Below are 24,385 nucleotides of genomic sequence, written 5' to 3'. Positions count from 1 at the left end.
TGGGCCGCAACCGGCCTCGATGGTGCGGCGATGCGTTGGCCCTACGCGCTTCCCTTTGCAGGCCTGTTGCTCTCGATCGCGCTCGGACCGCTGCTGTTTGCGAAAGTCTGGCACCATCATTACGGCAAGATCACCGCTGCCTGGTCGCTGCTGGCGCTGGCCTCGCTCGTCATTTTTGCCGGAAGCATGGCGACGCTGGCGGCGTTAGTCCATGCCATGCTAACTGAATATCTCGGCTTCATCGTGCTGCTGTTCGCGCTCTACGTCGTGGCCGGTGGCATCCTGATCACGGGCGACATCAAGGCCACGCCGGCGACGAATGCCGGCATTCTCGCGCTCGGCACCTTGATGGCGAGCATCGTCGGCACCACGGGTGCCGCGATGATCCTGGTCCGCCCGCTGATCCGCGCCAACCGGCCCCGGCGCTACAATGCCCATGTCATCATCTTCTTCATCATTCTTGTCGCCAATGTCGGCGGCGCGCTGAGCCCGCTCGGCGATCCCCCGTTGTTCGTCGGTTTCCTGCACGGCGTCGACTTCTTCTGGACCACGCGGACCATCTGGTTGCAGACCGCGATCGTTGCCGGATTGCTGCTCGCGATCTTCATCGTTGTCGATCTTTGGCGCTTCCGCCGCGAGCCTGCACTCAGCGACCCCAGTCCTGCAGCCCCCGTCCGCATCCGCGGTCTCGTCAACCTCGTGCTGATCGCAGCGATCGTCGCGAGCCTGCTGGCGTCGGCGATGTGGAAGCCGGCTATTGCTTTCGACATTCTCGGAACGAAGCTGGAGCTCGAAGACATCGCCCGCAATCTGGCGCTGCTTTCCATCGCGGCGTTGTCAGTGTGGCTGACCCCGGATGAGCACAGGGAGGCCAACGGCTTCACCTGGGAGCCGATCCGCGAGGTCGCGAAACTGTTCGCGGGCATTTTTGTCGCCATCATCCCGGTCATTGCCATGCTCAATGCCGGCCATCACGGTGCCTTCGCCTGGCTGTTGTCGGCCGTGACGGGGCCGGACGGCGCGCCGCGCGAGGTCGCCTATTTCTGGTTCACCGGCCTGATGTCGGCGTTTCTCGACAATGCGCCGACCTATCTTTTGTTCTTCCAGCTTGCCGGCGGCGATCCGCAGACGTTGATGCATCAGCTGTCGGGCACGCTCGCGTCGATCTCGATGGGCGCCGTCTACATGGGAGCGCTCACCTATATCGGTAATGCGCCGAACTTCATGGTCAGCAGCATCGCCAGCGAGAACGGCATCGAGATGCCGAGCTTCTTCGGCTATTTCTTGCGCGCCGGCGCGGTGCTGATCCCGCTGTTCATGCTGCTGACGCTGCTGCCGGTGGCGCCGATCCTGCGCTGGCATTGAATCTGCCTGCCGATTTGCTACTGCTCGTCTTCAGCGATTGGAGCCGGTAGATGAGCGCGCATAATCCGATGCCCAGGTCGGCCTGGATCTTTCCGGCGCTGGCCGTGCTGTTGTTCGCAGCCGTCAGCGCGACCGGCTACGTCTTCACGCTGTCGCTCGGCGGGCTCGTCTTCGCCATCGTCCTCCTGGTCATCCTGTTTGGCACGGTGTTCGCCGCGGTTCATCATGCCGAAGTGATCGCCGAGCGGGTCGGTGAGCCCTATGGCACGCTGGTGCTGACGCTCTCGGTGACCGTCATCGAGGTGGCGCTGATCACCACGATCATGCTGGGCGACAAGCCCGCCCCGGAACTGGCGCGCGACACCGTGTTCGCCGTGGTCATGATCGTCTGCAACGGTCTCGTCGGACTCTGCATCTTCATCGGCGGCCTGCGCTATCGCGAGCAGGGCTTTCAGCTCTCGGGGGCGAACGTTTATCTCAGCGTCCTGTTCGCGCTCGCGACCATCACGCTGATCATGCCGAACTACACGACCACAACGCCGGGGCCGGCCTATTCGGCGGTTCAGCTCGGCTTCGTCGGTGTGGTCACGCTGGCGCTGTACGGGGTGTTTCTCTACACTCAGACCGTCCTGCACCAGGATTACTTCGTCCATGAATGGGCGGACGGGGGGAGCGGCGAGGCGTATCTGTCGGGCCGGATCTTGGCGCTCAGCGTGGTGCTGCTGCTGATTGCGCTGCTGGCCGTGGTGCTGCTCGCCAAGAAATTCTCGCTGGTGATGGACGCCGTCGCGGCCAAGATCGGGGCGCCGCCGGCCTTTGCCGGCGTTCTGGTCGCGCTTCTGATCCTGATGCCGGAAGGCGTCGCGGCCGTCGCGGCGGCCCGCAAGAACGACCTCCAGAAGAGCATCAACCTCGCCTTGGGGTCGTCGTTGGCGACCATCGGGCTGACCATCCCGGCCGTCGGAGTCGCCACCTACGCGCTCGACAAGGAGCTCACGCTCGGCCTCAGTTCCCAGGGCAGCGTGCTTTTGCTGCTGACCTTCTTTCTGAGCATGCTGACCTTCGGAACGGGCAGGACCAATGTCCTGTTCGGGCTGGTCCATATGGTGGTATTTGCCGTTTACGTGTTCATGGTTTTCGTACCCTGACGTGCTAGGTGCCAGGAGAGGTTCCAGATGCTTGCCGCCAAGTCCGAGGTTCAGGTCGACAACGAGGAGGTCCGGGTGACCGAATGGCGCCTTCCGCCCGGCGGCGCCACCGGCCATCACACCCACGGCATGGACTACGTGATTGTTCCCGTGGTCGCGGGGGAAATGACCATCGTCGCGCCCGGCGGAGAGCGGTCCAAGGCGCAGCTGGCAGCCGGGAAATCCTATTTCCGCAAGGCCGGCGTCCAACACGACGTACTTAACGAAACCTCAACCGAGATCGTGTTCCTTGAGATCGAGCTGAAGCCGTAGGTCCGCCTTACAACTTGCCATCGATCCGTCGCAGTTGATCCCTTACAATGCCCCAAAGTTCCCGCATCTGATCGCGGGGAGTGGCCGGAATGCTGAAATACCTCGCTAAAATTTCGATGGATATTTTCCCCTCGGTGCTCGCGACGATCATCGGGGCGTACATCGTTAACCACTACATCAACGCCAGGCCGGCGGCTGATGCCCCTGCGGCCGTCGTGGCCCCTGCCGAAGCCGGCAAGAACGGCAAGCCAGCCGATGTGGCCAATCTCCCTGCGCCCGGCGTCAAGGCCAAAGGCATCCTCGAGAAGAGCGTGACGGACAAGCCGACGGCTGTAAAGGCTGGCGATCAGCCGTCCGCCGAGCACAAGTCTGCCGACGGGGCCCCGGCCGAGGCCGGTCCGCGTGGCAAGCCGTCGGCGCGCGAGAAGGCAGCGGCCAAGTCGACCCCGGCCGCCGGCACCCCCGCTCCGGTGGTAGAGGCCAATTCGGCACCGGCTGCTGCGGCCCCGGCCCCCGACGCCAACGACCTCGTGCGTGCCGCGATCGAGCGGCTGCGCAAGTCTCCTGAGGGCAAGTCGTACGAGAGCAAGTCGTCCGAGAGCAAGTCCGCCGAGGTCAGGCCGTTCGAGGCCAGGCCTGCCGAAGCCAAGTCAGCCGAGAGGCCGATCGAGCCTGCCGTGCGGGAAGCCGCCCGCACGCCGGAGGCCCCCCAGATCATCAGCATGGAGCCGGCTACGGTCCGTCCGCTGCCGCCGCCGATCACGGTATCGACGCCCTTGCCGGACGCCTATGACAAGGATGGCTCCTCGCCGGCCAATCCGCCCTACACGGCCTCGGTCGGTAACGATGACCCAAATCGGATGACGCCGCCGGCTGACATTCCCGTGCCGACGATCGCGCCCCCGCTCGATCTGCGCGCCGACGCCGGCGCCTCCATGCCCCGGCCGAAGAAGACCAATGTCGCCGACGAGATGCTGTCGGGCATGAAGTCGATGTTCCACTCGGTCCTGCCGAAGGGCGCCACCCCCGATTAAGACGGCGCCCGCGCCGCCAAAACCGTCAGCCGCCGACGCGGGCGAGGCCGCTGCGCGCGGCGTCGTCACGTGGGCGAAGCGAGACAGCCCTGGTGTAGGACGCCGCCGCCTTGGCCCTGTCGCCCAGCCGCTCATAGGCCTGTCCGCGCGCAGTCCAGACCTGCGCGTTGTGTGGATCGGCCTCGGAAGCCTCATCTAGATCGGCCGTGGCCTCCTTGACCTTGCCGAGCGCGAGATAGCTGGTGGCGCGGCCGAGCAGCGGCTCGACCTTCTGGGGATTGAGCCCGCTCGCAGCGCTGAAATCTGCGATCGCGAAATCGTGCTGATTTTTGCCTTGGTAGATCAGGGCACGGCCATACAGCGCCTGCGCATTGTAGGGATCGAGCCCGACCGCGCGATTGAATTCGTCGAGGGCTGCCGCGACCTCGCCTGACTTCGCCAGGGATTGGGCTTTTGCGGTGAGGGCCTGGGCCTCGGCGACGTTGCCCGCGCTCACTGCGCTCTCGGCGGGCGCGGCCGCCTTGGGGGCCTCCTGCGGCTTGTCCTTCTCCGGCATCAGCGATCCCAGATCGAAAGAACAGCCGCACAGCGTAATCCCCATCAACGCCAGCGCGAGCGGCTGCCAGATCTGGCGTAGCCGCGCCAAGCCGCGCTGGGGGAAGGGGGAGGCCATCTACGGTTCGCTCGCGCTAGAGCATGATCCGGACCCGAAGGCCGCGTTGGCGAAAAGCATGCAGCGGTTTTTCCTCGCGACAAACGCGGAACGCGTTTGCGTAGAGATCATGCTCGAACAACAAACCAAAGCGCGACGACGTTCAATCCAAATCTCATCGCGCCTGTGTGCCGCGCCCCTGATGCCCGGCCCGGAAAGGCTCCGCGCACAAACAATAACGCGGGCCAGAGGCCCGCGTCATCGAAAACTCAAAGTCTTTCAAGATTCGGTAAATCAGCGCGGTCCGCGCGGACCTGCACCTGCACCTGCACCCGGGCCGCTACGACCGCCGCGATCACCGCCGGGACCGGCGCCGAACACCGGCTTGGGCTTCATCGGCAGCAGGCCTTCGCGCTGCAGCTTCTTGCGGGCCAGCTTGCGCGCGCGGCGCACGGCTTCGGCCTTTTCGCGGGCCTTCTTCTCGGAGGGCTTCTCGTAATGACCGCGGAGCTTCATCTCGCGGAAAATTCCCTCGCGCTGCATCTTCTTCTTCAGCGCCTTGAGGGCTTGGTCGACATTGTTATCGCGAACGAGAACCTGCACGCGGCATCCTCTTCAGTGGATCGGATTTGAATTCTGGTAAGTCAAAGGGGATGGCGAAAACGCGCAAGCCCTTAACCTTGAGGGCGCGGATGTATCAGACAAAACCCGGGATGTCCACCGGCCAAGCGGGGATTCGGGCCAAGTTCAGCCATTAAATGAGGCAAAATACCTCTGCGCGGCCCTGATTTGGGAGATTTGACGCCAAGGGTGGGGCCGTTTCCGGAGCTTCGTTCCGGAATCTTTGAAAGCAGGGGACGACACATGGATATCAAGAAATACGCCGCTGAGGCCATCGGCACCTTTTGGCTCACATTCGCAGGTTGCGGTAGCGCGGTGATCGCCGCCGGTTTTCCGCAGGTCGGAATCGGCCTGGTCGGCGTCTCCTTGGCGTTCGGCTTGAGCGTCGTCACCATGGCCTATGCGATCGGCCATATCTCGGGTTGCCATCTCAACCCGGCGGTCACCGTCGGGCTTGCTGCCGGCGGCCGTTTTCCCGCCGGGCAGATCCTGCCCTACGTGATCGCCCAGGTGGCCGGCGCGATCGTGGCCGCCTGGCTCCTCTACGTCATCGCGAGCGGAGCTCCGGGTTTCGATGTCAGCAAGGGCTTCGCCTCCAACGGCTATGATGCGCATTCGCCCGGCCAGTACAGCATGATCGTGTGCTTCCTCACCGAGGTGGTGATGACCATGATGTTCCTGTTCATCATCATGGGCGCGACCCATGGCCGCGCACCCGCAGGCTTTGCGCCGCTCGCGATCGGGCTCGCGCTGGTGATGATCCATCTCGTCAGCATCCCCGTCACCAATACTTCGGTGAACCCGGCGCGCAGCACGGGCCCTGCGCTGTTCGTCGGCGGCTGGGCGACCGCGCAGCTCTGGCTGTTCTGGGTCGCACCGCTGATCGGCGGCGCCCTGGGCGGGGTGATCTATCGCTGGCTCAGCGAGGAGCCCGCTGGCGTCGTCGCAGGCACGAAGACGGCGTAGTCGCAAAGCGGGATCGCAGCGATTGCTGCGGTCCCGTTACCTGCCCGTGGTGGAAAGCACTTCGGTGACGTGGCCCATCTTTCGGCCGGGGCGCGGCGCGCCCTTGCCGTAGATGTGCACGGTCGCGCCCGGCACGCTCAGCCATTTCTCGTAATCGTTGATCTCGTCGCCGATCAGATTGGTCATGGTGACGATTTCGCCGTGGCGCACGGGCTTGCCGAGCGGCCAGCCGGCGATGGCGCGGATGTGCTGCTCGAACTGCGAGACCGACGCGCCGTCGAGCGTCCAGTGCCCGGAATTATGCACGCGGGGGGCGATCTCGTTGACCAGCACCTTCGGGCCGGTGCCGTTGGCGAGCACGAACATCTCGACGGCGAGCACGCCGATATAGTCGAGCGCGCTCGCGATCTTGCCGGCGATGCTGCGGGCTTCCTCGGCGAGCGCGTCGGGAATTCGGGCGGGCGCTCGGGATATCTTCAGAATGTGGTCGCGATGCTCGTTCTCGGTGACGTCGAAACACTCGACCTGGCCCGTGGCCGAGCGCGCGGCGATCACGGAGATCTCGCGCTCGTAGGGCACGAAGGCTTCCAGAATCGCGGATTTGGTGGCGAGGCTGGTCCACACCTTGGCGATGTCGTCGCCCTCGCGGATGATGGCCTGGCCCTTGCCGTCATAACCGAAGCGGCGGGTCTTGAGCACGGCCGGAAGGCCGATCCTGGCGATCGCCTCGCGTAGCGAGGACACGGAGGTGACGTCGGCATAGGCCGCGGTGCCGATGCCGAGCCGCGTCACGAAATCCTTCTCGGCGAGCCGGTCCTGGGTGGTCTCGAGGATCTTGCGGTTGGGCAGCACGGGTCGACGCGCGTCCAGCACCATCGCGGCGGCCGATGGCACGTTCTCGAATTCGTAGGTGATGACGTCGACGTCGTTGGCGAACAGTTCGAGCGCTTCGACATCGGCATATTCGGCGCAGGTCGCGTTCAATACGACGTCGAAGGCCGGCGAGTCCGGATCGGGCGAGAACACCTGACAGCGCAGGCCGAGCCGCGCCGCAGCCATGGCCAGCATTCGGCCCAATTGTCCGCCGCCGAGGATTCCGATGGTGTCACCGGGCTTCAGCTTCACCTGCCTGGTGTCGGTCACGCCTTGTCCTCCGGGCGCTCGGCGACCGCCTCGGTTTGCGCCCTGCGCCAGGCGGCGAGGCGATCGGACAGCGCCGGGTCGGACAACGCCAGGACGGACGCCGCCAGCAGCGCGGCGTTGATCGCGCCGGCCTTGCCGATGGCGAGGGTGCCGACCGGGATGCCGGCGGGCATTTGGACGATCGAATAGAGCGAATCGAGGCCCTTGAGCGTCTTGGATTCGATGGGAACGCCGAACACCGGAAGCTCGGTCAACGCCGCCGCCATGCCGGGCAGGTGTGCAGCGCCACCGGCGCCGGCGACGACCACCTTGAACCCGGCAGCCTTGGCCCCCTTGGCGAACGCAAACAGGCGGTCGGGGGTGCGGTGGGCCGAAACGATGCGAGTATCGGTGGCAATGCCGAGCGCTGCCAGCGTGTCGGCGGCATGTCGCATCGTGTCCCAGTCCGACTGGCTTCCCATGATGATGGCGATCGGCGCGGTCATGACGTCAATTGTGCCCGAAAAACAGAAAGATGGGCCAGATTAACGGTTCCGGCCGGCGGCTCGCAAGGCGGTGGCAAGGAGAAGGGAATCCACTATCCTGTCTTGGTGAATCCCCGCAAGCCTTCATTGAGCAGGATGCCTATGAAGAAACTAAAAAGGGCGGACGCTGCGAAGGCCAAAAAGGGCCGGAAGACCAGCGCCGGCCGATCCAAAGCCGCCCCCAGGCTGATCAAGCGTCCGGCGAAGCCGCCGCGGCGCGGCGCGTCGGGCGATGATTTAGCCAAGGATACCGTCACGGCGACGATCCGGGGCTTGCGGACCAAGCTCAAGGAGGCGCAGCGGCGGGTTGCGGAACTCGAAGCTGCGGCCGACACCGATTTCCTGCTCGAGATTCCGAACCGGCGCGGCTTCGAGCGCGAGCTGGCGCGCGCCGTCGCCTACATGAAGCGCTACCGCGCCAGTGGGGCGCTGATCGTGCTCGACGTCGATCGGTTGAAGCCGATCAACGATTCGTTCGGTCATGGCGCCGGCGACGAGGTACTCAAGGCGATTGCCGCCACGTTGACGCGGCAGGTCCGTGCCTCCGACGTGGTCGGCCGGCTCGGGGGCGACGAGTTCGCGCTGCTGCTCTGGAATCTCAGCGGGATCGACGCCAAGGCGAAGGCGATCGCCTTCGAGCAGGCGGTCGACGAATTGTCCTTTGTCTTTCGCGGCCAGCATGTGACCGCGGGCGCCTCCGCCGGTGTCGCGCTGCTGGGGGCGCAGTCCGACCCGGGCCGCGCCCTCGAGGAGGCGGATGCCGCCATGTATGTGCGCAAGGCGCAGCGGCGGCACGAGCCGCGGATCAGGCTGGTCGGCAGCTAAAGCGCGCTGAGATCCGGCGGTACGGTACCGAATTTCCGCAGCAATTTTGCATCGCCAAACTCGCCGGTCAGGGGATCGCCACTGCGGCTGAAGGCGACGGCGCCGATATGGCCGGTGCCGTGCGCCAGCATTTCCGCACGACGCAGGGCGGCAGCCGATGTCTGACATTCCTCGGCCGCGCCTGCCACCGGCGAGCCGTCCTCGTCGGTCAGGAAGGGCAATGCAACGTAGTAGGTGACGTCGGGCATGGTCGGCTCCGATCGGCTGAAGGTTCAGGCGGCGCTGCTCTTGCTCCGCACCTTGCTGCGCGAAGTGTCCGGAATGCAGCCCGCGGAAATCGCCGCCTGCAATTCCTCCAGCTCGGCCTCCAGATATTCGTTGGCCATGATCAGCGCCTTGATGGTGCTGCGCAGATTGCCGTCACACATCGCGATCGCCTGATCGCAGGCCTGTTCATAATGACTGTTGTCGAGAAGTGCGGCTGGCGACATCTGCGTTTCCTCGTGCGTTCCAGGGGGGGGCGGCGTTGGCTATCGAATGTTCTTATTTTGTTCTTTTCGAGTCAAGCGGATTCGATCCACCGTGGCTTGGCCGCGCACAGGTCTGCGGATCAGGCGATGATGTCGGGGGTGAGCTGGTCTTCGATGAACGCGATGCGGTCTCGTAACAAAAGCTTGCGCTTCTTCAACCGCTGCAGCCGCAATAGGTCGGGGGCGGGCGATTGATGCAGTGCATCGATCGCCGCATCGAGATCTCGGTGTTCCTGCTGCAACCGGGTGAGCTCGGCTTCGAGCTCACGCTCGTCTTCATTGGTCATGTCTGCGGTGGCCGAAAACCGATAGGCGTGGGATGAAGGCTGTGGATGCCCTGTGGAAACTATCGTCCTTGCGCGGCGTGATCGCAAGCGATCTGCGACCACCGTTCGCCGATCTCCAGCGAGATATTTCCGCTGATCGCTGCGGCGCTGCGCAAGCGCATTGATATCATGGATTTTTCCCGCGCGGTTCCTTTACTCACGCTTCGTTACATATGAATTTTCAAAAATGAAGCTGCGACGACGGATACCCATCGACAGAACGAATCGGTGATGTAAACTTCGTTGTCCGGATCGAATCCTGAGGTTCAGCCCTACCGAGGAGGTTTCGAATGACAATTCAGGCACATCTCGTTGAATTGGAGCGGAAGCACAAAATTCTCGAAAACGAATTGCACGATGCTCTCGTGCACCTTTCAACAGACGACCTGCAAATTGTTGAGTTGAAGCGCCGGAAGTTGATGGTCAAGGACCAGATCGAGCGTTTGAGGCACGGCGACACGCTCCACTAGCACCCCCCGTAACAGCGTAGAGTTAATCGCACCCTTATCCGCAGGGGTGAGAGCTTTTGCGCTCATCCCTGCAGCAAGGTGCGCACCGTGCAGAGAAGCTCGCGCTGTGTTTGGCTTTTGTCGGAGCGCGTATTCTTGCCGCGAACAGGTATCCGCCTCGCTCGAAAACGCTTCAGATCTCTGCGAGCTCGGCGACGTGATCTGCGATCGCGAGCGACGACGTCAATCCCGGCGATTCGATGCCGAACAGGTTGATCAGGCCAGCGACGCCGTGATCGCGCGGGCCCTGCATCAGGAAGTCCTGCGTCGCCACCGCGGGCGGTACGATCTTCGGCCGGATACCCGAATAGCTCGGCATCAACGCGCCGTCAGGCAGCGTCGGCCAGTATTTGCGGATCGCCGGGTAGAACCGCTCGGCGCGTGACGGGTCGACCTCGTAATCGATCGTCTCGATCCACTCGACGTCAGGGCCGAAGCGCGCCTGGCCTGCCATGTCCAGCGTCAGATGCACCCCGAGCCCGCCCGGTTCGGGCACCGGATAGATCAGGCGCGAGAACGGAGCCTTGGCGTTGCAGCTGAAGTAATTTCCCTTGGCGAGATAGGCGCGCGGAATGCGGTCCAGCGGCATGCCGTCGATATTGCGCGCCACATGGGTCGCCGAGAGTCCCGCGGCGTTGACGAGGAGGCTGCATTGCAGCGTCATTGGCGCCTCGCCGCCGGCGTCGATCTCGATCAGGCCGTTCGCAGCCTTGGCGCGGACCAGCGGCGTGTGAAACGCGAAGGCCGCGCCGGCTTCCTCGGCCTCGCCGCGCAGCGAGAGCATGTAGGCGTGGCTGTCGATGATGCCCGTCGATGGCGACAGCAGCGCGGCGTCGCAGGCCAACGCCGGCTCCAGCGCACGTGCCGCCTCGCCCGTGAGCAGCTGCATGTCGAGCACGCCATTGGCCTCGGCATGCGCCTTGATCGATTGCAGCTTCTCGGTCTCCTTCGGGCTGGTCGCGACGATCAGCTTGCCGCAATTCCTGTGCGGGATGCCGCGCTCGGCGCAGTAGCGGTAGAGCGCGTGCTTGCCGTCGATGCACATGCGCGCCATCCAGCTCCCGGCGCGGTAGTAGATGCCGGCATGGATCACCTCGCTGTTGCGTGAGGAGGTGATGGTGCCGATCGCCTCGGCCTCTTCGAGCACGATGACCTCGCGCCCGGCCTGCGCAAGCTTTCGAGCCACCGCGAGCCCGACCACACCGGCTCCGATGACGACGCAATCGACTCTATCCATGGCTGTGTAGGATGTCCGCTGGAAGCGCCGGTGGCATCCGGCCTGGAGAGAATGGCGCGGGGCCATTTTCCCTTAAGGAAGAATTTATCATGTCAGGGCAATTGCCGTATTTCACGTCACATTTTTTCCGTTGCGCGTACAGGCGTTTACCCGATCCAAACCCGTGAAGCCAGACAATCCAACGTTGAAATCGCGGGTGGCTGATGGCTGAGAAGAACTGGCACGAGGGCAGCACGCTTCCGATTGCTGTGCAGGCCGTTGTGTGCCTCGCCGGCACGGTTGCGCCCGCGCGCGCCTTTGCGCTGTCCGACAGCTTCGCCGCGCCGAGCTATCTCGGCGAGCTCGATCCCAACGTGGTCTGGGAAGTCCTGATCGCGGGCATCGTCGTCTGCGCCTTCTTCGCCGCGATCGCGCTGTGGATCCATTCCTCGCTGCGCCGGACCCGGCGCTTGCAGCTCCGGCGCAACGCCTTCGTCTCCTCCGCCATGAACAACCTCAACCAGGGCGTGGTGATGACGGATGCGCAGCGCCGCATCATCTTCTGCAATGACCGCTATCTCGAGCTCTATGGCCTCAAGCGGTCGGACCTCTGGGCCGACATGAACGGCTACGAGCTCCTCGCGCTGCGACGCAAGCGCGGGGTGCTTGGCGCCTCCGATGACGAGTTCTACGAGAAGGCGGCAAGCCCCAACGGTCTGATCACCGAGCTGCCGGACGGGCGGGCCATCCTGGTGAAATATTTCGTGCTGCCGAACGGTGGCTCGGTGGCGACCCATCTGGATGTCAGCGAGCAGCGTAAGCTGTCGCGACAGCTCGCCTCGACCAAGCAGTTCCTCGAGACGGTGCTGGACAACGTGCCGGCCTGCGTGGCCGCGAAGAACATCGAGGACGGCCGCTACATCTTCGCCAACAGCGCCTATGAGCGGTTCTGGGGGTTCTCGCGAGACCAGGTCGTCGGCAAGAATGCGCGCGAGCTGTTCGCGTCCGCCTCGGCGGCCACTATCGAGGCGACCGACCGGGCGGCGCTCGATTCGCCGGACGGTCAGTTCCGCAACGAATTCGAGGTCGATCGTGGCGGCGAGCGGCGCATGGTCGCCTCGATCCGGATCGTGGTCCGCAACGAGAACAACAAGCCCGAATTCCTGATGCTCGTGTTCGAGGACGTCACCGACCGCCGCTCGCTGTCGAAGGAGCTGGAGAGCACCAAGAAGTTCCTCGAGCTGGTGGTCGACAACATCCCGGTGGCGTTGATCGTCGAACAGGTCAAGGACGGCCGTTATCTGCTCGCCAATCGCAGCGCCGAGACGATCCTCAACCGCCGGCGCGAGGAAGCAACCGGCCTGACAGCGTCGGACATCTTCAATCCCAAGGAAGCCAAGCTGATCATCGCGCGCGACGAAGCCGCGATTAAGAAACGCGGGATGATCTCCGAGGAGCACCCGATCTCGACCAAGGCGGGCTTGCGCCTGTTCCTCACCCGCCGCGCCACCGTGGTCAACGATGCCGGCGAGCCGCAATATTTGATCAAGACTCACGAGGACGTCACCGACCGCCGCCAGACCGAGTCGCGCATGGCGCACATGGCCTATCACGACGGCCTCACCGACCTGCCCAACCGCGCCGCCTTCCTGCAGGCGCTGAACCAGATGATCGAGGCCTGCGAAGGCACCGGCGAGGAGTTCGCGGTCCTCTCGATCGACCTCGACGGCCTCAAGGAGGTCAACGACGTCTTCGGCCATGCGCTCGGCGACAAGCTCCTGATCGAGGTCGCGCAGCGGCTCCAGGACGTCGCGCGCGGCGGCCTGGTCGCGCGCCTGTCGGGCGACGAGTTCGGGCTCATCATCGACGGCAAGCAACCCGAGGCGGGACTCGCACTGGCGGAGCATGTCGGCGAAGCCGTCTCGCGGGATTTCCATATCGACGGCCGCCCGGTGCGCGCGGGCGTGACCACCGGCATGTCGATCTTCCCGCATAACGGCGCCGACGGCGCCTCGTTGCTCGCCAATGCCGGTGCGGCGCTGTTCCGCGCCAAGCAGAAGTCGCGCGGCACCATCAGCCTCTACCAGCCGGAGATGGACCAGCAGATCCGCGATCGCCGCGTGCTGCACCAGGACCTCTCGGTGGCGATCAAGAACGGCGAGCTTTCGCTGGCGTTTCAGCCGCAGGGCGCCGCGGGCCACAGCGTCGCCGAAAGCGAGATCATCGGCTTCGAGGCGCTGGCGCGCTGGCAGCATCCGGTGCGCGGCCAGGTCTCGCCGGCCGAATTCATACCGATCGCCGAGGAGAGCGGCTTGATCGTCGAGATGGGCGAGTGGATCCTGCGCGAGGCCTGCCGCGAGGCGGCCTCCTGGCCGAAGCCGCTCCAGGTTGCGGTCAATCTGTCGCCGGCGCAGTTCATGCACGGCGACGTGGTCGGGCTGGTCCATTCGATCCTGATCGAGACCGGCCTTGCGCCCGGTCGGCTCGAGCTGGAGATCACCGAGGGCGTGCTGATCGAGGATTTCGACCGGGGCCTCGCGCTGCTGCGCCGCCTGAAGGCGCTCGGGGTGCGCATCTCCATGGACGATTTCGGCAGCGGATATTCCTCGCTGAGCTACCTCCAGGCGTTCCCGTTCGACAAGATCAAGATCGACCGGGCCTTCATCACCAATCTCGGCCGCAACCCGCAATCGGCTGCGATCGTTCGCGCAGTGATCGATCTCGGCCACGGTCTCGAAATGTCGATCGTCGCCGAGGGCGTCGAGACCGTCGAGCAACTTGTCTTCCTCGCCAAGGAGGGCTGCGACGGCGTGCAGGGCTATCTGCTCGGCAAGCCCCTGCCGATCGGAAAATATGCCGGGCTCGTCGGCCGCGCTGAGATCATGGAGCTTGCGCTCAAGACCGGCTAGTCTAGAGCGTTTCCGAGCGAAGCGGACACCGGCTCGTGTCGAGAAAACGCGTCGGAATGAGAATCCAGAGCCCCGTTCCGATTTCATCGGAACGGAAATGGCTCTAGTGATGATGGGGCGCTTTGCTCCTTCTCGACGGCTTCATGGCGGATTACGACCTCGCGATCATCGGCGGCGGCCTGAACGGTGTCAGCCTCGCGCGCGATGCGGCAGGCCGCGGCCTGCGGGTGATCCTGTTCGAGCAGGGCGATCTCGGCGGCGCGGCATCGTCGGCGACACCGCGGCTGATCCACGGCGATCTGTCGGTGCTGGAGCGGCGCAGGTTCCGGCGGGTGCGCCGGGCCCTGGCCGAGCGCCGGACCTGGCTCCGGATCGCGCCACATCTGGTCCGGCCGCTGCGCTTCGTGATCCCCGCGCATTCCGACGAGCGTCCGCCGTGGCTGCTGCGCGCCGGCCTGTATGTCTATGACGGTCTCGCGAACCGGGGCGGCCTGCCACCATCGGCGACCCTCGACATCACGCACCATCCGGTCGGCAACGCGCTGAGGCGCCCGTTCGGCACGGCGTTCGAATATTCGGACTGCGTCGTCGACGACTCTCGCCTGGTGGTGCTGACGGCGCTGGATGCGGCCGAACGTGGCGCCGCGATCCGGACTGGTGCCCGTTGTGTGCGTGCCGACAGAACTGATACCTGGCGGCTCGCGGTGGTCGATCGCGGCCATCGCCGCACGATCACGGCGCGGGCGCTGGCCAACGCCACCGGCGCCTGGACGCCGATGGTCGCCGATACCGTGCTGCGGCAGCCGCAGCCCGCCATGGCGGCCACGCAGATGAGCCAGATCATTGTGCCGAGGCTGTTCAATTCCGAGAACGTCTACGTCTTTCAGAACAATGATGGACGGCTGATCTTTGCCCGGCCCTTCGAGCGCGACTTCACGCTGATCGGCACTGTCACGCACGCCTTCACCGGCGATCCCGCCATTGTCGCGATGCCGGGGGCCGACGTCGGCTATCTCTGCGACGCCGCCAGCCGCTATTTTCGGGAGCGCGTTGCCCCGACCGACGTGGTCAGCACGGTCTCCGGCGTCAACCTCACGCTGGCGTCCGCACGCGGCCGCGACGGCACGATGCTGTTCCATGCGCGCCGGCGCAAGGCGCCGCTGCTGACGATGTTCGGCGGCGACGTCACCACCTCGCGCCTGCGCGCGGAGTGGGCGGTGACGAAGCTGACGCCGTTCTATCCGATGTCGCCGCCCTGGACTGCCGGCGCCGCGCTGCCCGGCGGAGATTTTGCATGGGACCGTTTCGACACCGAGATCGACCTCGCGCGCGACCGCTGGCGCTTTCTGTCGGAGCCGGAGGCGCAGCGTCTGGTCGCGGCTTACGGGTCGCGGTTGTCGGCCGTGCTAGGCGAGGCGAAGACCCGGGACGAACTTGGTCCGGTCTTCGGCCCTGAGTTGACGGGTGCCGAGATCCGCTACCTGATGGCTTGTGAATGGGCGCGCTTTCCGGACGATATCCTCTGGCGCCGATCCAAGCTGGGCCTGACCATGCCTGCGGCGGACCGCGACGCAGTTGCCACGTTCATGGCGAATGTGATGTGAACGATCTTTCCCGACGCGGTTGAGCTAGGGAGGATCGGCGGCTAGCGTGCGGCGGAATCGGGGTTGGCAGGAACATGACGGACGAGTTGCCCAGAACAGACGGCGTGGCCAATACGGGCGGCGGAGATGCGCTTCCTGCGGCGGGCCAGCCGCTGCTGCGCATCGAGGGCGTAGTCAAAACCTTTGGCACCTTCCGCGCCGTGGACGGGGTCTCGCTCGATATCAAGGCCGGCGAATTCTTCGCGCTGCTCGGTCCCAGCGGTTGCGGCAAGACCACGCTGCTGCGCATGCTTGCCGGCTTCGAGGCGCCGGATGAAGGGAGGATCCTGCTCGGGAATAAGGATATCGCGCAGGCGCTGCCGCATGAGCGGCCGATCAACATGATGTTCCAGAACTACGCGCTGTTTCCGCATCTCTCCGTGCGCGACAACATTGCCTTCGGCCTCAAGCGCGCTGGCATGGCGCGCGCCGAGATCGCCACCCGTGTGGCCGAGATGGTCGCGCTGGTGAAGCTCGAAGGGCTGGAGAAGCGCAAGCCGGATCAGCTCTCCGGCGGCCAGCGCCAGCGCGTCGCGCTCGCCCGTGCACTGGCGCGACGCCCGCAATTGCTGCTGCTCGACGAGCCGCTTGCCGCGCTCGACAAGAAGCTGCGTCAGAGCACGCAGGGCGAGTTGATGGAGCTGCAGCGCCGGCTCGGCATGACCTTCATCATCGTCACTCACGATCAGGAGGAGGCGATGACGATGGCTGATAGAATCGGCGTGATGAACGCCGGCAGGCTTGCTCAGGTCGCGAGCCCCCGCGAACTCTATGAAGCACCGCGCTCGCGCTGGATCGCGGAGTTCGTCGGCGACATCAACCTGTTCGACGGCGAGACCAAATTGCGCGACGGTCATCGTCTGGTCATTGGCACGCGTGATGCGGGTACGCTGGTGGTGGCCGAGCCGCGCGAACCGGTCGGTGCGGGAAAATTCTCCATCGCGATTCGCCCCGAGAAGATCAAGTTGTCCCGCCGCGCCCCGGTGAGCGAAGCCGGCCGTGAAACCACGATCAACAGCCTGGACGGCGTGATCGCGGACATCTGCTATCTCGGCGGCACCACCACCTACAAAGTGAAGCTCGATACCGGCGGGATCGTACGGGCCTCCGTCGCCAATAGCGCGCGCCTGGATGTCGACGCCTATAGCGTGGGCCAGCAAATCGTCGCCTGGTTCACGCCCGATGATTGCGTGGTGCTGCCGTCATGAGCGCCCGCCGCATCTTCGCGCGGCCGGCGCGCTTTGCCGCGATCGCGCCCTATGTCTGGATGGTACTGTTCTTCCTGGTGCCCTTTGCCTTCGTGCTGAAGATCAGCCTGTCGCAGACGGCGATCGCGCAGCCGCCTTACGAGCCGGTATTCGACCTGACGGCGGGGTGGGACGCGCTGAAGGCGGCCTTTGCCGCACTCTCGATCGACAATTTCAGGCTGCTCGTCTCTGACGACCTCTATGTATTCGCCTATCTGCGCAGCCTTACGGTCGCCGTGACCTCAACGGTGCTGTTGCTGCTCGTCGGCTATCCCATCGCCTATGGCATGGCGCGGCTGCCGAGGCGTTGGCAGGCGGTGGCGATGGTGCTGGTGATCGTACCGTTCTGGACCTCGTTCCTGATCCGCATCTATGCCTGGATCAACATCCTCCAGCACGACGGGCTGCTGAACCAGATCCTGCTGGCGCTGCACCTGGTCAGCCAGCCGGTGGTCTGGCTCTCCACCGACAGCGCGATGTATATCGGCATCGTCTATTCCTATCTGCCGTTCATGATCCTGCCGCTCTACGCCACGCTCGCGAAGATGGAGCCGGTGCTGGAGGAGGCAGCCTCCGATCTCGGCGCGCCGCCGTGGCAGGTGTTCTGGCTCGTCACCTTTCCGCTGTCGCTGCCCGGTGTCGGCGCCGGCGTGCTGCTGTGCTTCATTCCCATCGTCGGCGAATTCGTCATCCCCGATCTTCTGGCCGGCTCCAATTCGCTGATGATCGGCCAGACCCTGTGGCTCGAATTCTTCACCAACAAGGACTGGCCGGTCGCCTCTGCCGCCGCCATTGTGCTGCTCGTGGTGCTGCTGTTGCCTCTGTTGCTGTACGAACGGCTGCAGAAACGGCAGCTGGAACAGGGGCGCTGACGCCATGCGCAAGGTCTCCCGCCTGTCCCGTTTCAACATCGCCTCGCTCGCGCTGGGGCTGGCCTTCCTCTATCTGCCGATCCTCATCCTCGTCATCTATTCCTTCAACGCCTCGCGGCTGGTGACGGTGTGGGGCGGCTGGTCGCTGCGCTGGTATCATGAATTCTTCAACGACCGCGCCATGATCGAGGCGGCCTGGATGAGCTTTCGCGTAGCGGTCTCCTCCGCGACCATCGCCACGCTGCTCGGCACGCTCGCCGCGGTCGCGTTGTCGCGCGGCGAGCGCTTCCGCGGCCGCACACTGTTCTCCGGCATGCTCTATGCGCCACTGGTGATGCCCGAGGTGATCACGGGGCTGTCGCTGCTGCTGTTGTTCGTCGCGCTGAACGCCGAGCGCGGCTTCTGGACGGTGACGATCGCCCATACCACGCTGACGATGTGTTTCGTCGCCGTGGTCGTGCAGTCCCGCCTCGGCTCGCTCGACCGTTCGCTGGAAGAGGCGGCGATGGATCTCGGCTGCGATCCGGTGCGCGCTTTTCTTTCGGTGACGCTGCCGCTGATCGCGCCCGCGATCGTCGCCGGCTGGATGCTGGCCTTCACGCTGTCGCTCGACGACCTCGTGATCGCGAGCTTCACCACCGGTCCCGGCTCGGCGACGCTGCCGATCCGGATCTATTCGGAGGTGCGGCTCGGCGTGAAGCCGGAGATCAACGCGATCTGCACGCTGGTGATCGCCTCGATCGCGGTGGTGATCGTCATCGCCTCGCTTGCTTCGAAACTATCGAGCGAGCAGGGCGAGAGCGCGGCACCGCTCTGAGCAGTCATTCCGGGGGCGCTCCAGCGCGAACCCGGAATCTCGAGATTCCGGGCTCGGTGCTGACGCACCGCCCCGGAAAGATGTGTGAATAGTCAGGACTTCACCGCACCCGCCGTGAGCCCGCCCACCATGTAGCGGCGGAAGGCGTAGTAGACCGCGGCCGGCGGCAGTGCGTAGATGAAGCCGGTGGTCATCAGCAGCTCCCAGGGTGAGTCGTCGGCGGCGAGGAAGTTGCCGAGTGCGACGGGCAGCGTGAGCTCGCGGTCGTTCGACAGCAGCAGGAACGCGTAGAGATATTCGTTCCAGGCCAGCAGCACCGCATAAGTGCCGATCGCGACCAGCGACGGCATCATCAGCGGCAGATAGACCAGCCGGAAGATCTGCAGCGTCGTGGCACCGTCCATCACCGCAGCCTCGTCCAGTTCGACCGGCAGCTTGTCGGAGGCCTGCTTGAGCACCCAGATCGCGTAAGGGCTGGCAATCGTCACCATGGCCAGGATCAGCGACCAGTGATTGTTGAGCAGGCCGTAATTGCCCATGGTGCGGTACATCGGCACGGCCAGGAACGCCGCGGGGATGAAATAGGTGAACAGCGCCAGGTTCATCACGATGCGTCCGCCCGGCACCCGCAGCCGGGAGATCGAGAACGCCGCCGCGGTGGCGATGACCAGGGTCAGCACGCCGACGGCTGTCGCGATAACGAGGGAATTCCAAAATTGGACGTAGAAGTCGCGGAGGAAGTAATGCTGTTGCTTGAACACGATTTCGAAGTTGTGCAGCGTCGGATGATCCGGCCACAGCTTACCCGAGAACGCGTCCTCCTTTGGCGAGATCGCGAACAGGAACATGTGGTAGATCGGGATCATCGTCCAGATGAAAACGGGAATACCGATCAGCAGCAACCGCGCTTCGGTTGCAACGTCGCGCCAGGAAAATTCGCTTACGCCAGGAAGCTTCATCGGGATAGCCGTTTCATCATGAAGTACATCAGCGGCAGGACGAACGGTATCGCGCAGACGATGGAGGCCATCGCGAGCGAAAGCTGGTCGAGCCGGAGATAGCGGATGCCGAGCGTCGACAACACGTGCGTGAGGTCTGCAGGGCCGCCGCCGGTGAGCAGGTAGACGCTGTTGAAGTCGCCGAGCGTCCAGATCATCGAGAGCAGCGTGCAGGTGATGTAGAGCGTCTGCATCGACGGCCAGGTGATGAAGCGGAATTTCTGCCACCAGCTCGCGCCGTCGACCTCGGCCGCCTCGAACAGGTCTTGCGCGATCGCCAGCCGGCCGGTCATCAGGATCAGCGTCCAGAACGGTAGCGACTTCCAGATGTGCACGGCGATCGCCATGGTCAGCGCCACGGTCGGATCGTTCAGCCAGTTCGGGCCGTCATCGCCGGTCAAGGAGAAGATGTAGTGGTTGATCATACCCCATTCGGGATTGAGCATGAAGCGCACTGACAGGATGGTCGGGATCGACGGCACCGCCCAGGGCAGGATGAAGATCACCGAGAGCCATCTGATCCAGGTGCGCTGCTGGGCGAAGAAGCCGGACAGGAACAGCGCGATCAGCATCTTGATGTTGATGCCGATGACCAGGAAAATCAGCGTGTTGACCGCGGCGCGCGCGAAGATTGGGTCGTTGTAGAGCGCTACATAGTTCGACGGAGCGCGCGCCAGCCACAGCCCGTAGCAGACGGGATAGACGACGAAGGCCAGGAAAACGAGCAGATAGGGCGCGAGCAGCGCGATGCCCCAGATCTGTGCCGGGGTCAGTCGCGACGACAGGGGCGGGCCGGGGAGGGCCTGATCGCCAGAGAGCGTGATCGCCATTCTTTTCGGACTCTTCAAAGAGAAGCCGGCCGCGAAACGCGGCCGGTGGTTGTTCTAGCACCTCTCCCCGCGAGGCGGGGAGAGGGAGAGGATGATTTAACCCGCGACCTGCTTGATGCGGGCGATCAGTTCGTCGACGGCCTTGTCGACGGGAACCTTCTCGCTGACGACGCGGTTCATCGCCTTCGCCCACACGTTCTCGTTGTTGAGAATCGTGAACTTCCAGTTCTTGGTGAAGTCGAACGCCGCGGTGCCGCCCTTGAACTGCGCATAGACGGCCTTGCGGTGCTTGTCAGCCTGCCAGAACGGGCTTTCCTGGCTTTCCTTCGTCACCGGGAACCAGCGGCCGAGCGCGCCCTCGATATAGGGACGCACGTTCTCTTCCTGGAGCAGGAAGCTGATGAACTGCTTGGCCTCGGCCTTGTTCTTGGCCGCGGTGAAAACCAGTCCGGTCTTGACGTCGGAGCGGTACTTGATGGTCGAACCATCGGGCGCCTTGGGGAAGGATGCCGTGATGATGTCCTGCTCATAGGCCTTCTTGCCGGCCTCGCGCTGCTCGGGTGTGAGAGCCTGATTCTGCGAGTCTTCGTACCACTTCGCCGCGATGGAGATCGTGAAGTTGTGGGTCATCACGATCGTCTTGTTGTGGAAGGCGACGTTGTTGTCGGGATCCTTCCAGGTCGTGGAGGAGGGCGGCGTGCAGCCCTTGATGTAGGTGTCGGTATAGTCCTTCAGCGCGTGGATCAGGTTCTCGCGAACCTTGGGATCGTCGACCGTGAGCTTGCCGTCATCGTCGACCAGCTTGACGTGGTAGGCGTCCATGAAGGTGTAGAACGACTGGAACGCGTCGGTGGATTCCACGCCCATCGGCTGGCCGACGGCGTAAACGCGCTGTCCGGTCGCCTTGCGGATCCCGGGCTGCACCTTGTCGCACCAGAACGTCCAGTAGCCGGCCCAGTCGTTCGGGATATCGGCCTGCTTGAAGCCGGCCTTCTCCAGCATGTCGTTCCAGATCTGGACGTGCATGCTCTGCTGCTTCAGCGGGAAGCCGTAATAGGCCTTCTTCTTGGTGACGTCGTTGTAGAGGATCGACGCATCCAGCGTGTTCTGCACGAACCGGCCCTTGATCGGCTCCATCACGTCGGAGAGATCCTCGAGCTTGCCCTCATAGGCCCACTTGCCCTGCGCCTGCACGTCATAAGAGTCGGAATAGGCGACATCGGGCACGGTGCCGGCATCGAGCGCGGCGACCGTCTTCGGAATCATGTCCTGGATCGCGTATTGCGACAATTCGACCTTGATGCCGGTCTTGGCTTCGAACTTCTTGATCGTCTCGAGCAGCGCGTCGTCTTCGGAACGATAGAAGCCCTTGCCCCACCAGACCGTGATCGTCTTCTGCTGCGCAAATGCGGGTGCAGCGGCTGCAAACAGCCCGGCCGCAGCGACCGCCAGTGATACTGCGCCAATAACCTTGGATTTCACGTTTTTCTCCCTCAAACGGCCGGTGTTTTTAACCGGTCGTATAAAACACTAGCGCAGGATGGTAGCGCAATCAACGCATCTTGTCAGACCTGGGTCGTGGGAGCGGGCCAGAGCGGATGCTTAACGTGTGCATCGATCCAATCGTCGCATCAATTCGGCCGGATCAATTCGCGATGGTCGGGCCGGAGAGTCGCCGTCCTCAGCTGAAACTCACCTGGGTCACACGTCAGCTGAGTTGGACCTGTTAGTTGGACTTGGCGTTCTCTTTGGAATTTTCCGCCGTCGGCGCTTCCGCCGGCGCGGGACGCTTTCCGCTTCCCGTGATGCGTTCGATCGCGGAGCGCACGGCGTCGCCGCCCTTACGGTCCTTCAGCATGTCGAGCAGCGGCGCGGAGGCCGGCGAGCGGCGGATCAGGCTTTCCGGATCGGGGAAGATCAGGGGATCGTCCCACGGGCCCTGCACCACGAATGGCAGTTCGAAGCCCGACGTGCTGTTGAGGCTCGCCACGCCCTTCATGTCGTATTCGCGCGTCGGCACCGAGGCGGTGCCGGTGAGCGTGATCTTCGCCGCCGGCCCTTCGACACGGATGTCCTCGGCGGTGGCGACCCCATCGGAGAATTTCACGGCGATGGTGAGATTGTTGTAAGGCGTCGAACCGTTACGGAAATTGCCGCCGCCCGACAGCGGCCGCCGCTCCAGGCGCTTCAGCAATTGCTCGGCATTGAAACCCGCGATCGCGCCGTCGTGACCGGTGACGGTGGCGCTGCCGTCGAGCGATTGCACGAGACCGAACGGGCTCGATCCCGAAGCGAAGAGCGACACGTTGATATTGCCGCGGCCGGACAGCTTGTTGAGGCCGAAAAGTTCGGCGGCGCAGGCCTGGAGATCGACGTCGGTGAACTGGAATTGCGCCTTGATGTCGGCGACGGTGTCGGAGCGCGCGATGCCGAACGAGCCCTTGGCGATGCCGCCATAGACCTGTGCCTCGCCGACCGAGAGCGCCAGCGTGCCGTTGCGCAAATTGGCGCCGATCGCAGTGCGGCCGAGCTTGGTCGGTCCGACCGTCAGCTTTGCCGCCGACAGGCGCATGTCGAGGTCGGTCGTCGACAATCCGTTGAGATCGAACAGCTGCCTGTTCCAGTCCCGCGCGCCGCTCGCGAGCAGGCGGAAGGTCGAGATATAAGGTGTGAAGTCGAGTGCGTCGGCGGCAAGCGTCGCCTGCAGCGTCTGCCGGCCGTTATTGGCGTAGGTCATGACGCCCTCGGCGGCGTTGCCGTCGAGCTCGACATTGACGTTGGTGAGCGCGATCGAGGCGCCCACGACGTTGGCGCGCGCTTTCAGCACGAAGCGGCCGAAGCCGCCGCTGGCGGGCTGCGGCTGCCCGGTCCAGCGCAGCGCGTTGCGCAAGGATGGGCTGTCGACCGTCAGCATACCTTCCATCATCGGGCTGGTGCGGTTGGCCACGCTGCCGTCGAAGGCGAGCTTGAGCGGCGCGCTGGCGATCCGCGCCTTCAACCCCGAGCGCTCCCCGGAGAGGGCGGCGACGAAATCGGAAAAACTGATCGAGCCGTCGACACGCTCGCCGCGCCAGTCGAACTGTCCGGTCGCAGCGAAGGAACGCGAGATCGAGGGCCAAGCCAACGACAGGTCGATGTCCTCGAACTTCTCGGTGCCGTGGGTGGCGGCGTCCTCGTAATCGAGCACGCCGTCCTGGATCCGGATTTCGGAGAACGAGACCTGATTCTCGGCACCGGGCTTCATGGTGCGCGCGATGGTCTGGATGAACGGCGTCCAGTTGCTCTGGCCGTCCGGCTTCAGGCTGACATGGATGCGCGGCCGCAGCAACGTCAGGTCGGCGATCTCGAACCGTTGCAGCAGCAACGGCAGCAGCCGCAGATTGGCGGTGAGCACGTCGACCTGGAGCGCGGGATCGCTGGTGCCGCCGCCCTTGAGGCGGACGTCACGGAAGGAAATGTAGCTCGCCGGCAGCACCGAGATGTCGATCGCGCCTGCGACACTGAGTTCGAGCCCGGTGACGTCGCGGATCTGCGCTTCGACCGCCTTGCGCAGCGCGTCGCGGTTGATGAGCCATGAGGTCGCGATCAGGGCGATCAGCGCAACGCCGAGCAGCGCCGCGATCGGCGTCCCGAGGCGCTTCATTCCTTGGGCCATGGTCAATGGCATGTCCTGATCGGGTTGGTCGTGGGAGCCAGAAGGGCGGGTCGGGAAACCTGCGTGCCCACGCCCAACCCCCGCAACTTGATGGTTTTTCTTGTCGCTTTCAAGGCCGCGGACGGTTCTGCCCACGGTGTGGGCAGCTTCTATCACCCGGGCGCGGTGTGGAGAACCCCGTATCATTGACGGCTTTGGAGGATTTCGCCTAATAATCGCCGCCAATAGGGCGCGACGCCTCCA

At 64.3% G+C, this 24,385-nt stretch carries 24 protein-coding genes; 12 read left to right on the top strand and 12 right to left on the bottom strand.

Annotated elements, in window-relative coordinates; translation table 11 throughout:
- Positions 1-30 precede the first annotated feature (30 nt).
- From IVB24_RS34460 to IVB24_RS34445, 4 genes are all read left to right on the top strand, one after another.
- A complete protein-coding gene (locus tag IVB24_RS34460; protein ID WP_247774226.1) occupies positions 31-1,365 on the top strand; it encodes a sodium:proton antiporter in 1,335 nt (444 codons plus the stop codon).
- A gap of 50 nt (positions 1,366-1,415) precedes the next feature.
- Entirely contained in the window at positions 1,416-2,513 is a 1,098-nt protein-coding gene (locus IVB24_RS34455; RefSeq protein ID WP_247770979.1) for an ionic transporter y4hA, read from the top strand.
- A 27-nt stretch (positions 2,514-2,540) separates the two neighbouring features.
- On the top strand, positions 2,541-2,825 hold the full coding sequence (locus tag IVB24_RS34450) for a cupin domain-containing protein (protein ID WP_091956448.1): 285 nt from the start codon (positions 2,541-2,543) through the stop codon (positions 2,823-2,825).
- Between the two features lie 89 nt (positions 2,826-2,914).
- On the top strand, positions 2,915-3,859 hold the full coding sequence (locus tag IVB24_RS34445; RefSeq protein ID WP_247770976.1) for a hypothetical protein: 945 nt from the start codon (positions 2,915-2,917) through the stop codon (positions 3,857-3,859).
- Positions 3,860-3,884: 25 nt separating this feature from the next.
- On the opposite strand, the gene IVB24_RS34440 is transcribed toward IVB24_RS34445, so the two are convergent.
- Entirely contained in the window at positions 3,885-4,532 is a 648-nt protein-coding gene (locus IVB24_RS34440; RefSeq protein WP_094976897.1) for a tetratricopeptide repeat protein, read from the bottom strand.
- Between the two features lie 273 nt (positions 4,533-4,805).
- Positions 4,806-5,114 (bottom strand): 30S ribosomal protein S21, encoded by a 309-nt coding sequence (gene rpsU / locus IVB24_RS34435; RefSeq protein ID WP_208073004.1) that lies wholly within the window; start codon positions 5,112-5,114, stop codon positions 4,806-4,808.
- A gap of 261 nt (positions 5,115-5,375) precedes the next feature.
- Between rpsU and aqpZ the strand changes: the two genes are divergently transcribed.
- On the top strand, positions 5,376-6,098 hold the full coding sequence (aqpZ, locus tag IVB24_RS34430) for an aquaporin Z (RefSeq protein ID WP_247770974.1): 723 nt from the start codon (positions 5,376-5,378) through the stop codon (positions 6,096-6,098).
- A 36-nt stretch (positions 6,099-6,134) separates the two neighbouring features.
- Here the strand turns inward: aqpZ and IVB24_RS34425 are convergent, their stop codons facing one another.
- Positions 6,135-7,241, bottom strand: a complete 1,107-nt coding sequence (locus IVB24_RS34425; protein ID WP_247770972.1) for a 5-(carboxyamino)imidazole ribonucleotide synthase — start codon at positions 7,239-7,241, stop codon at positions 6,135-6,137.
- Positions 7,238-7,726 (bottom strand): 5-(carboxyamino)imidazole ribonucleotide mutase, encoded by a 489-nt coding sequence (gene purE, locus IVB24_RS34420; protein ID WP_247770970.1) that lies wholly within the window; start codon positions 7,724-7,726, stop codon positions 7,238-7,240. Before purE ends, IVB24_RS34425 begins: the two co-directional genes overlap by 4 nt.
- Positions 7,727-7,867: 141 nt before the next feature.
- Between purE and IVB24_RS34415 the strand changes: the two genes are divergently transcribed.
- On the top strand, positions 7,868-8,590 hold the full coding sequence (locus IVB24_RS34415) for a GGDEF domain-containing protein (RefSeq protein WP_247770968.1): 723 nt from the start codon (positions 7,868-7,870) through the stop codon (positions 8,588-8,590).
- Here IVB24_RS34415 and IVB24_RS34410 read toward each other — a convergent pair.
- The 3 genes from IVB24_RS34410 to IVB24_RS34400 form a co-directional block, all read right to left on the bottom strand.
- A complete protein-coding gene (locus tag IVB24_RS34410) occupies positions 8,587-8,838 on the bottom strand; it encodes a hypothetical protein (protein WP_094976901.1) in 252 nt (83 codons plus the stop codon). The two genes, IVB24_RS34415 and IVB24_RS34410, sit on opposite strands and share 4 nt — an antisense overlap.
- Before the next feature lie 24 nt (positions 8,839-8,862).
- On the bottom strand, positions 8,863-9,081 hold the full coding sequence (locus tag IVB24_RS34405; RefSeq protein ID WP_247770966.1) for a hypothetical protein: 219 nt from the start codon (positions 9,079-9,081) through the stop codon (positions 8,863-8,865).
- Positions 9,082-9,200: 119 nt separating this feature from the next.
- A complete protein-coding gene (locus IVB24_RS34400) occupies positions 9,201-9,407 on the bottom strand; it encodes a DUF465 domain-containing protein (RefSeq protein WP_247770964.1) in 207 nt (68 codons plus the stop codon).
- A gap of 329 nt (positions 9,408-9,736) precedes the next feature.
- Between IVB24_RS34400 and IVB24_RS34395 the strand changes: the two genes are divergently transcribed.
- On the top strand, positions 9,737-9,916 hold the full coding sequence (locus tag IVB24_RS34395; RefSeq protein ID WP_094976903.1) for a DUF465 domain-containing protein: 180 nt from the start codon (positions 9,737-9,739) through the stop codon (positions 9,914-9,916).
- A 172-nt stretch (positions 9,917-10,088) separates the two neighbouring features.
- Here the strand turns inward: IVB24_RS34395 and IVB24_RS34390 are convergent, their stop codons facing one another.
- On the bottom strand, positions 10,089-11,192 hold the full coding sequence (locus IVB24_RS34390) for an NAD(P)/FAD-dependent oxidoreductase (protein WP_247770960.1): 1,104 nt from the start codon (positions 11,190-11,192) through the stop codon (positions 10,089-10,091).
- 203 nt (positions 11,193-11,395) lie between these two features.
- Here IVB24_RS34390 and IVB24_RS34385 point away from each other — a divergent pair, with 203 nt between their 5' ends.
- The 5 genes from IVB24_RS34385 to IVB24_RS34365 all read left to right on the top strand — a co-directional run bounded on the left by IVB24_RS34385 (position 11,396) and on the right by IVB24_RS34365 (position 18,659).
- Positions 11,396-14,080: an EAL domain-containing protein gene (locus IVB24_RS34385; RefSeq protein WP_247770958.1), complete on the top strand. Its 2,685-nt coding sequence runs from the start codon at positions 11,396-11,398 to the stop codon at positions 14,078-14,080.
- A gap of 143 nt (positions 14,081-14,223) precedes the next feature.
- Positions 14,224-15,684 carry a glycerol-3-phosphate dehydrogenase gene (locus IVB24_RS34380; protein WP_247774225.1) on the top strand — a complete coding sequence of 487 codons (1,461 nt, stop codon included), beginning with the start codon at positions 14,224-14,226 and terminating at the stop codon, positions 15,682-15,684.
- Positions 15,685-15,758: 74 nt separating this feature from the next.
- Positions 15,759-16,931: an ABC transporter ATP-binding protein gene (locus tag IVB24_RS34375; RefSeq protein ID WP_247770956.1), complete on the top strand. Its 1,173-nt coding sequence runs from the start codon at positions 15,759-15,761 to the stop codon at positions 16,929-16,931.
- Positions 16,928-17,842 carry an ABC transporter permease gene (locus IVB24_RS34370; RefSeq protein ID WP_166468160.1) on the top strand — a complete coding sequence of 305 codons (915 nt, stop codon included), beginning with the start codon at positions 16,928-16,930 and terminating at the stop codon, positions 17,840-17,842. The genes IVB24_RS34375 and IVB24_RS34370 overlap by 4 nt, the downstream gene beginning before the upstream one ends.
- Positions 17,843-17,846: 4 nt before the next feature.
- Positions 17,847-18,659 carry an ABC transporter permease subunit gene (locus tag IVB24_RS34365; RefSeq protein ID WP_247770954.1) on the top strand — a complete coding sequence of 271 codons (813 nt, stop codon included), beginning with the start codon at positions 17,847-17,849 and terminating at the stop codon, positions 18,657-18,659.
- Positions 18,660-18,751: 92 nt separating this feature from the next.
- Here IVB24_RS34365 and IVB24_RS34360 read toward each other — a convergent pair whose 3' ends face one another.
- The 4 genes from IVB24_RS34360 to IVB24_RS34345 all read right to left on the bottom strand — a co-directional run bounded on the left by IVB24_RS34360 (position 18,752) and on the right by IVB24_RS34345 (position 24,142).
- Entirely contained in the window at positions 18,752-19,618 is an 867-nt protein-coding gene (locus IVB24_RS34360; RefSeq protein WP_247770951.1) for a carbohydrate ABC transporter permease, read from the bottom strand.
- The gene (locus tag IVB24_RS34355; RefSeq protein WP_094976909.1) at positions 19,615-20,487 is read right to left on the bottom strand and encodes a sugar ABC transporter permease; all 873 of its coding nucleotides are present in this window, start codon (positions 20,485-20,487) and stop codon (positions 19,615-19,617) included. Before IVB24_RS34355 ends, IVB24_RS34360 begins: the two co-directional genes overlap by 4 nt.
- Before the next feature lie 96 nt (positions 20,488-20,583).
- The gene (locus IVB24_RS34350) at positions 20,584-21,969 is read right to left on the bottom strand and encodes an ABC transporter substrate-binding protein (RefSeq protein WP_094976910.1); all 1,386 of its coding nucleotides are present in this window, start codon (positions 21,967-21,969) and stop codon (positions 20,584-20,586) included.
- 244 nt (positions 21,970-22,213) lie between these two features.
- The gene (locus IVB24_RS34345) at positions 22,214-24,142 is read right to left on the bottom strand and encodes an AsmA family protein (protein WP_162406788.1); all 1,929 of its coding nucleotides are present in this window, start codon (positions 24,140-24,142) and stop codon (positions 22,214-22,216) included.
- Between the last annotated feature and the right edge of the window lie 243 nt (positions 24,143-24,385).

Source organism: Bradyrhizobium sp. 192 (genome assembly GCF_023100965.1).
Lineage (GTDB): Bacteria > Pseudomonadota > Alphaproteobacteria > Rhizobiales > Xanthobacteraceae > Bradyrhizobium > Bradyrhizobium symbiodeficiens.
The sequence above is the reverse complement of the archived record's forward strand: the minus strand, read 5'-3'. Positions and strand labels throughout refer to the sequence as shown.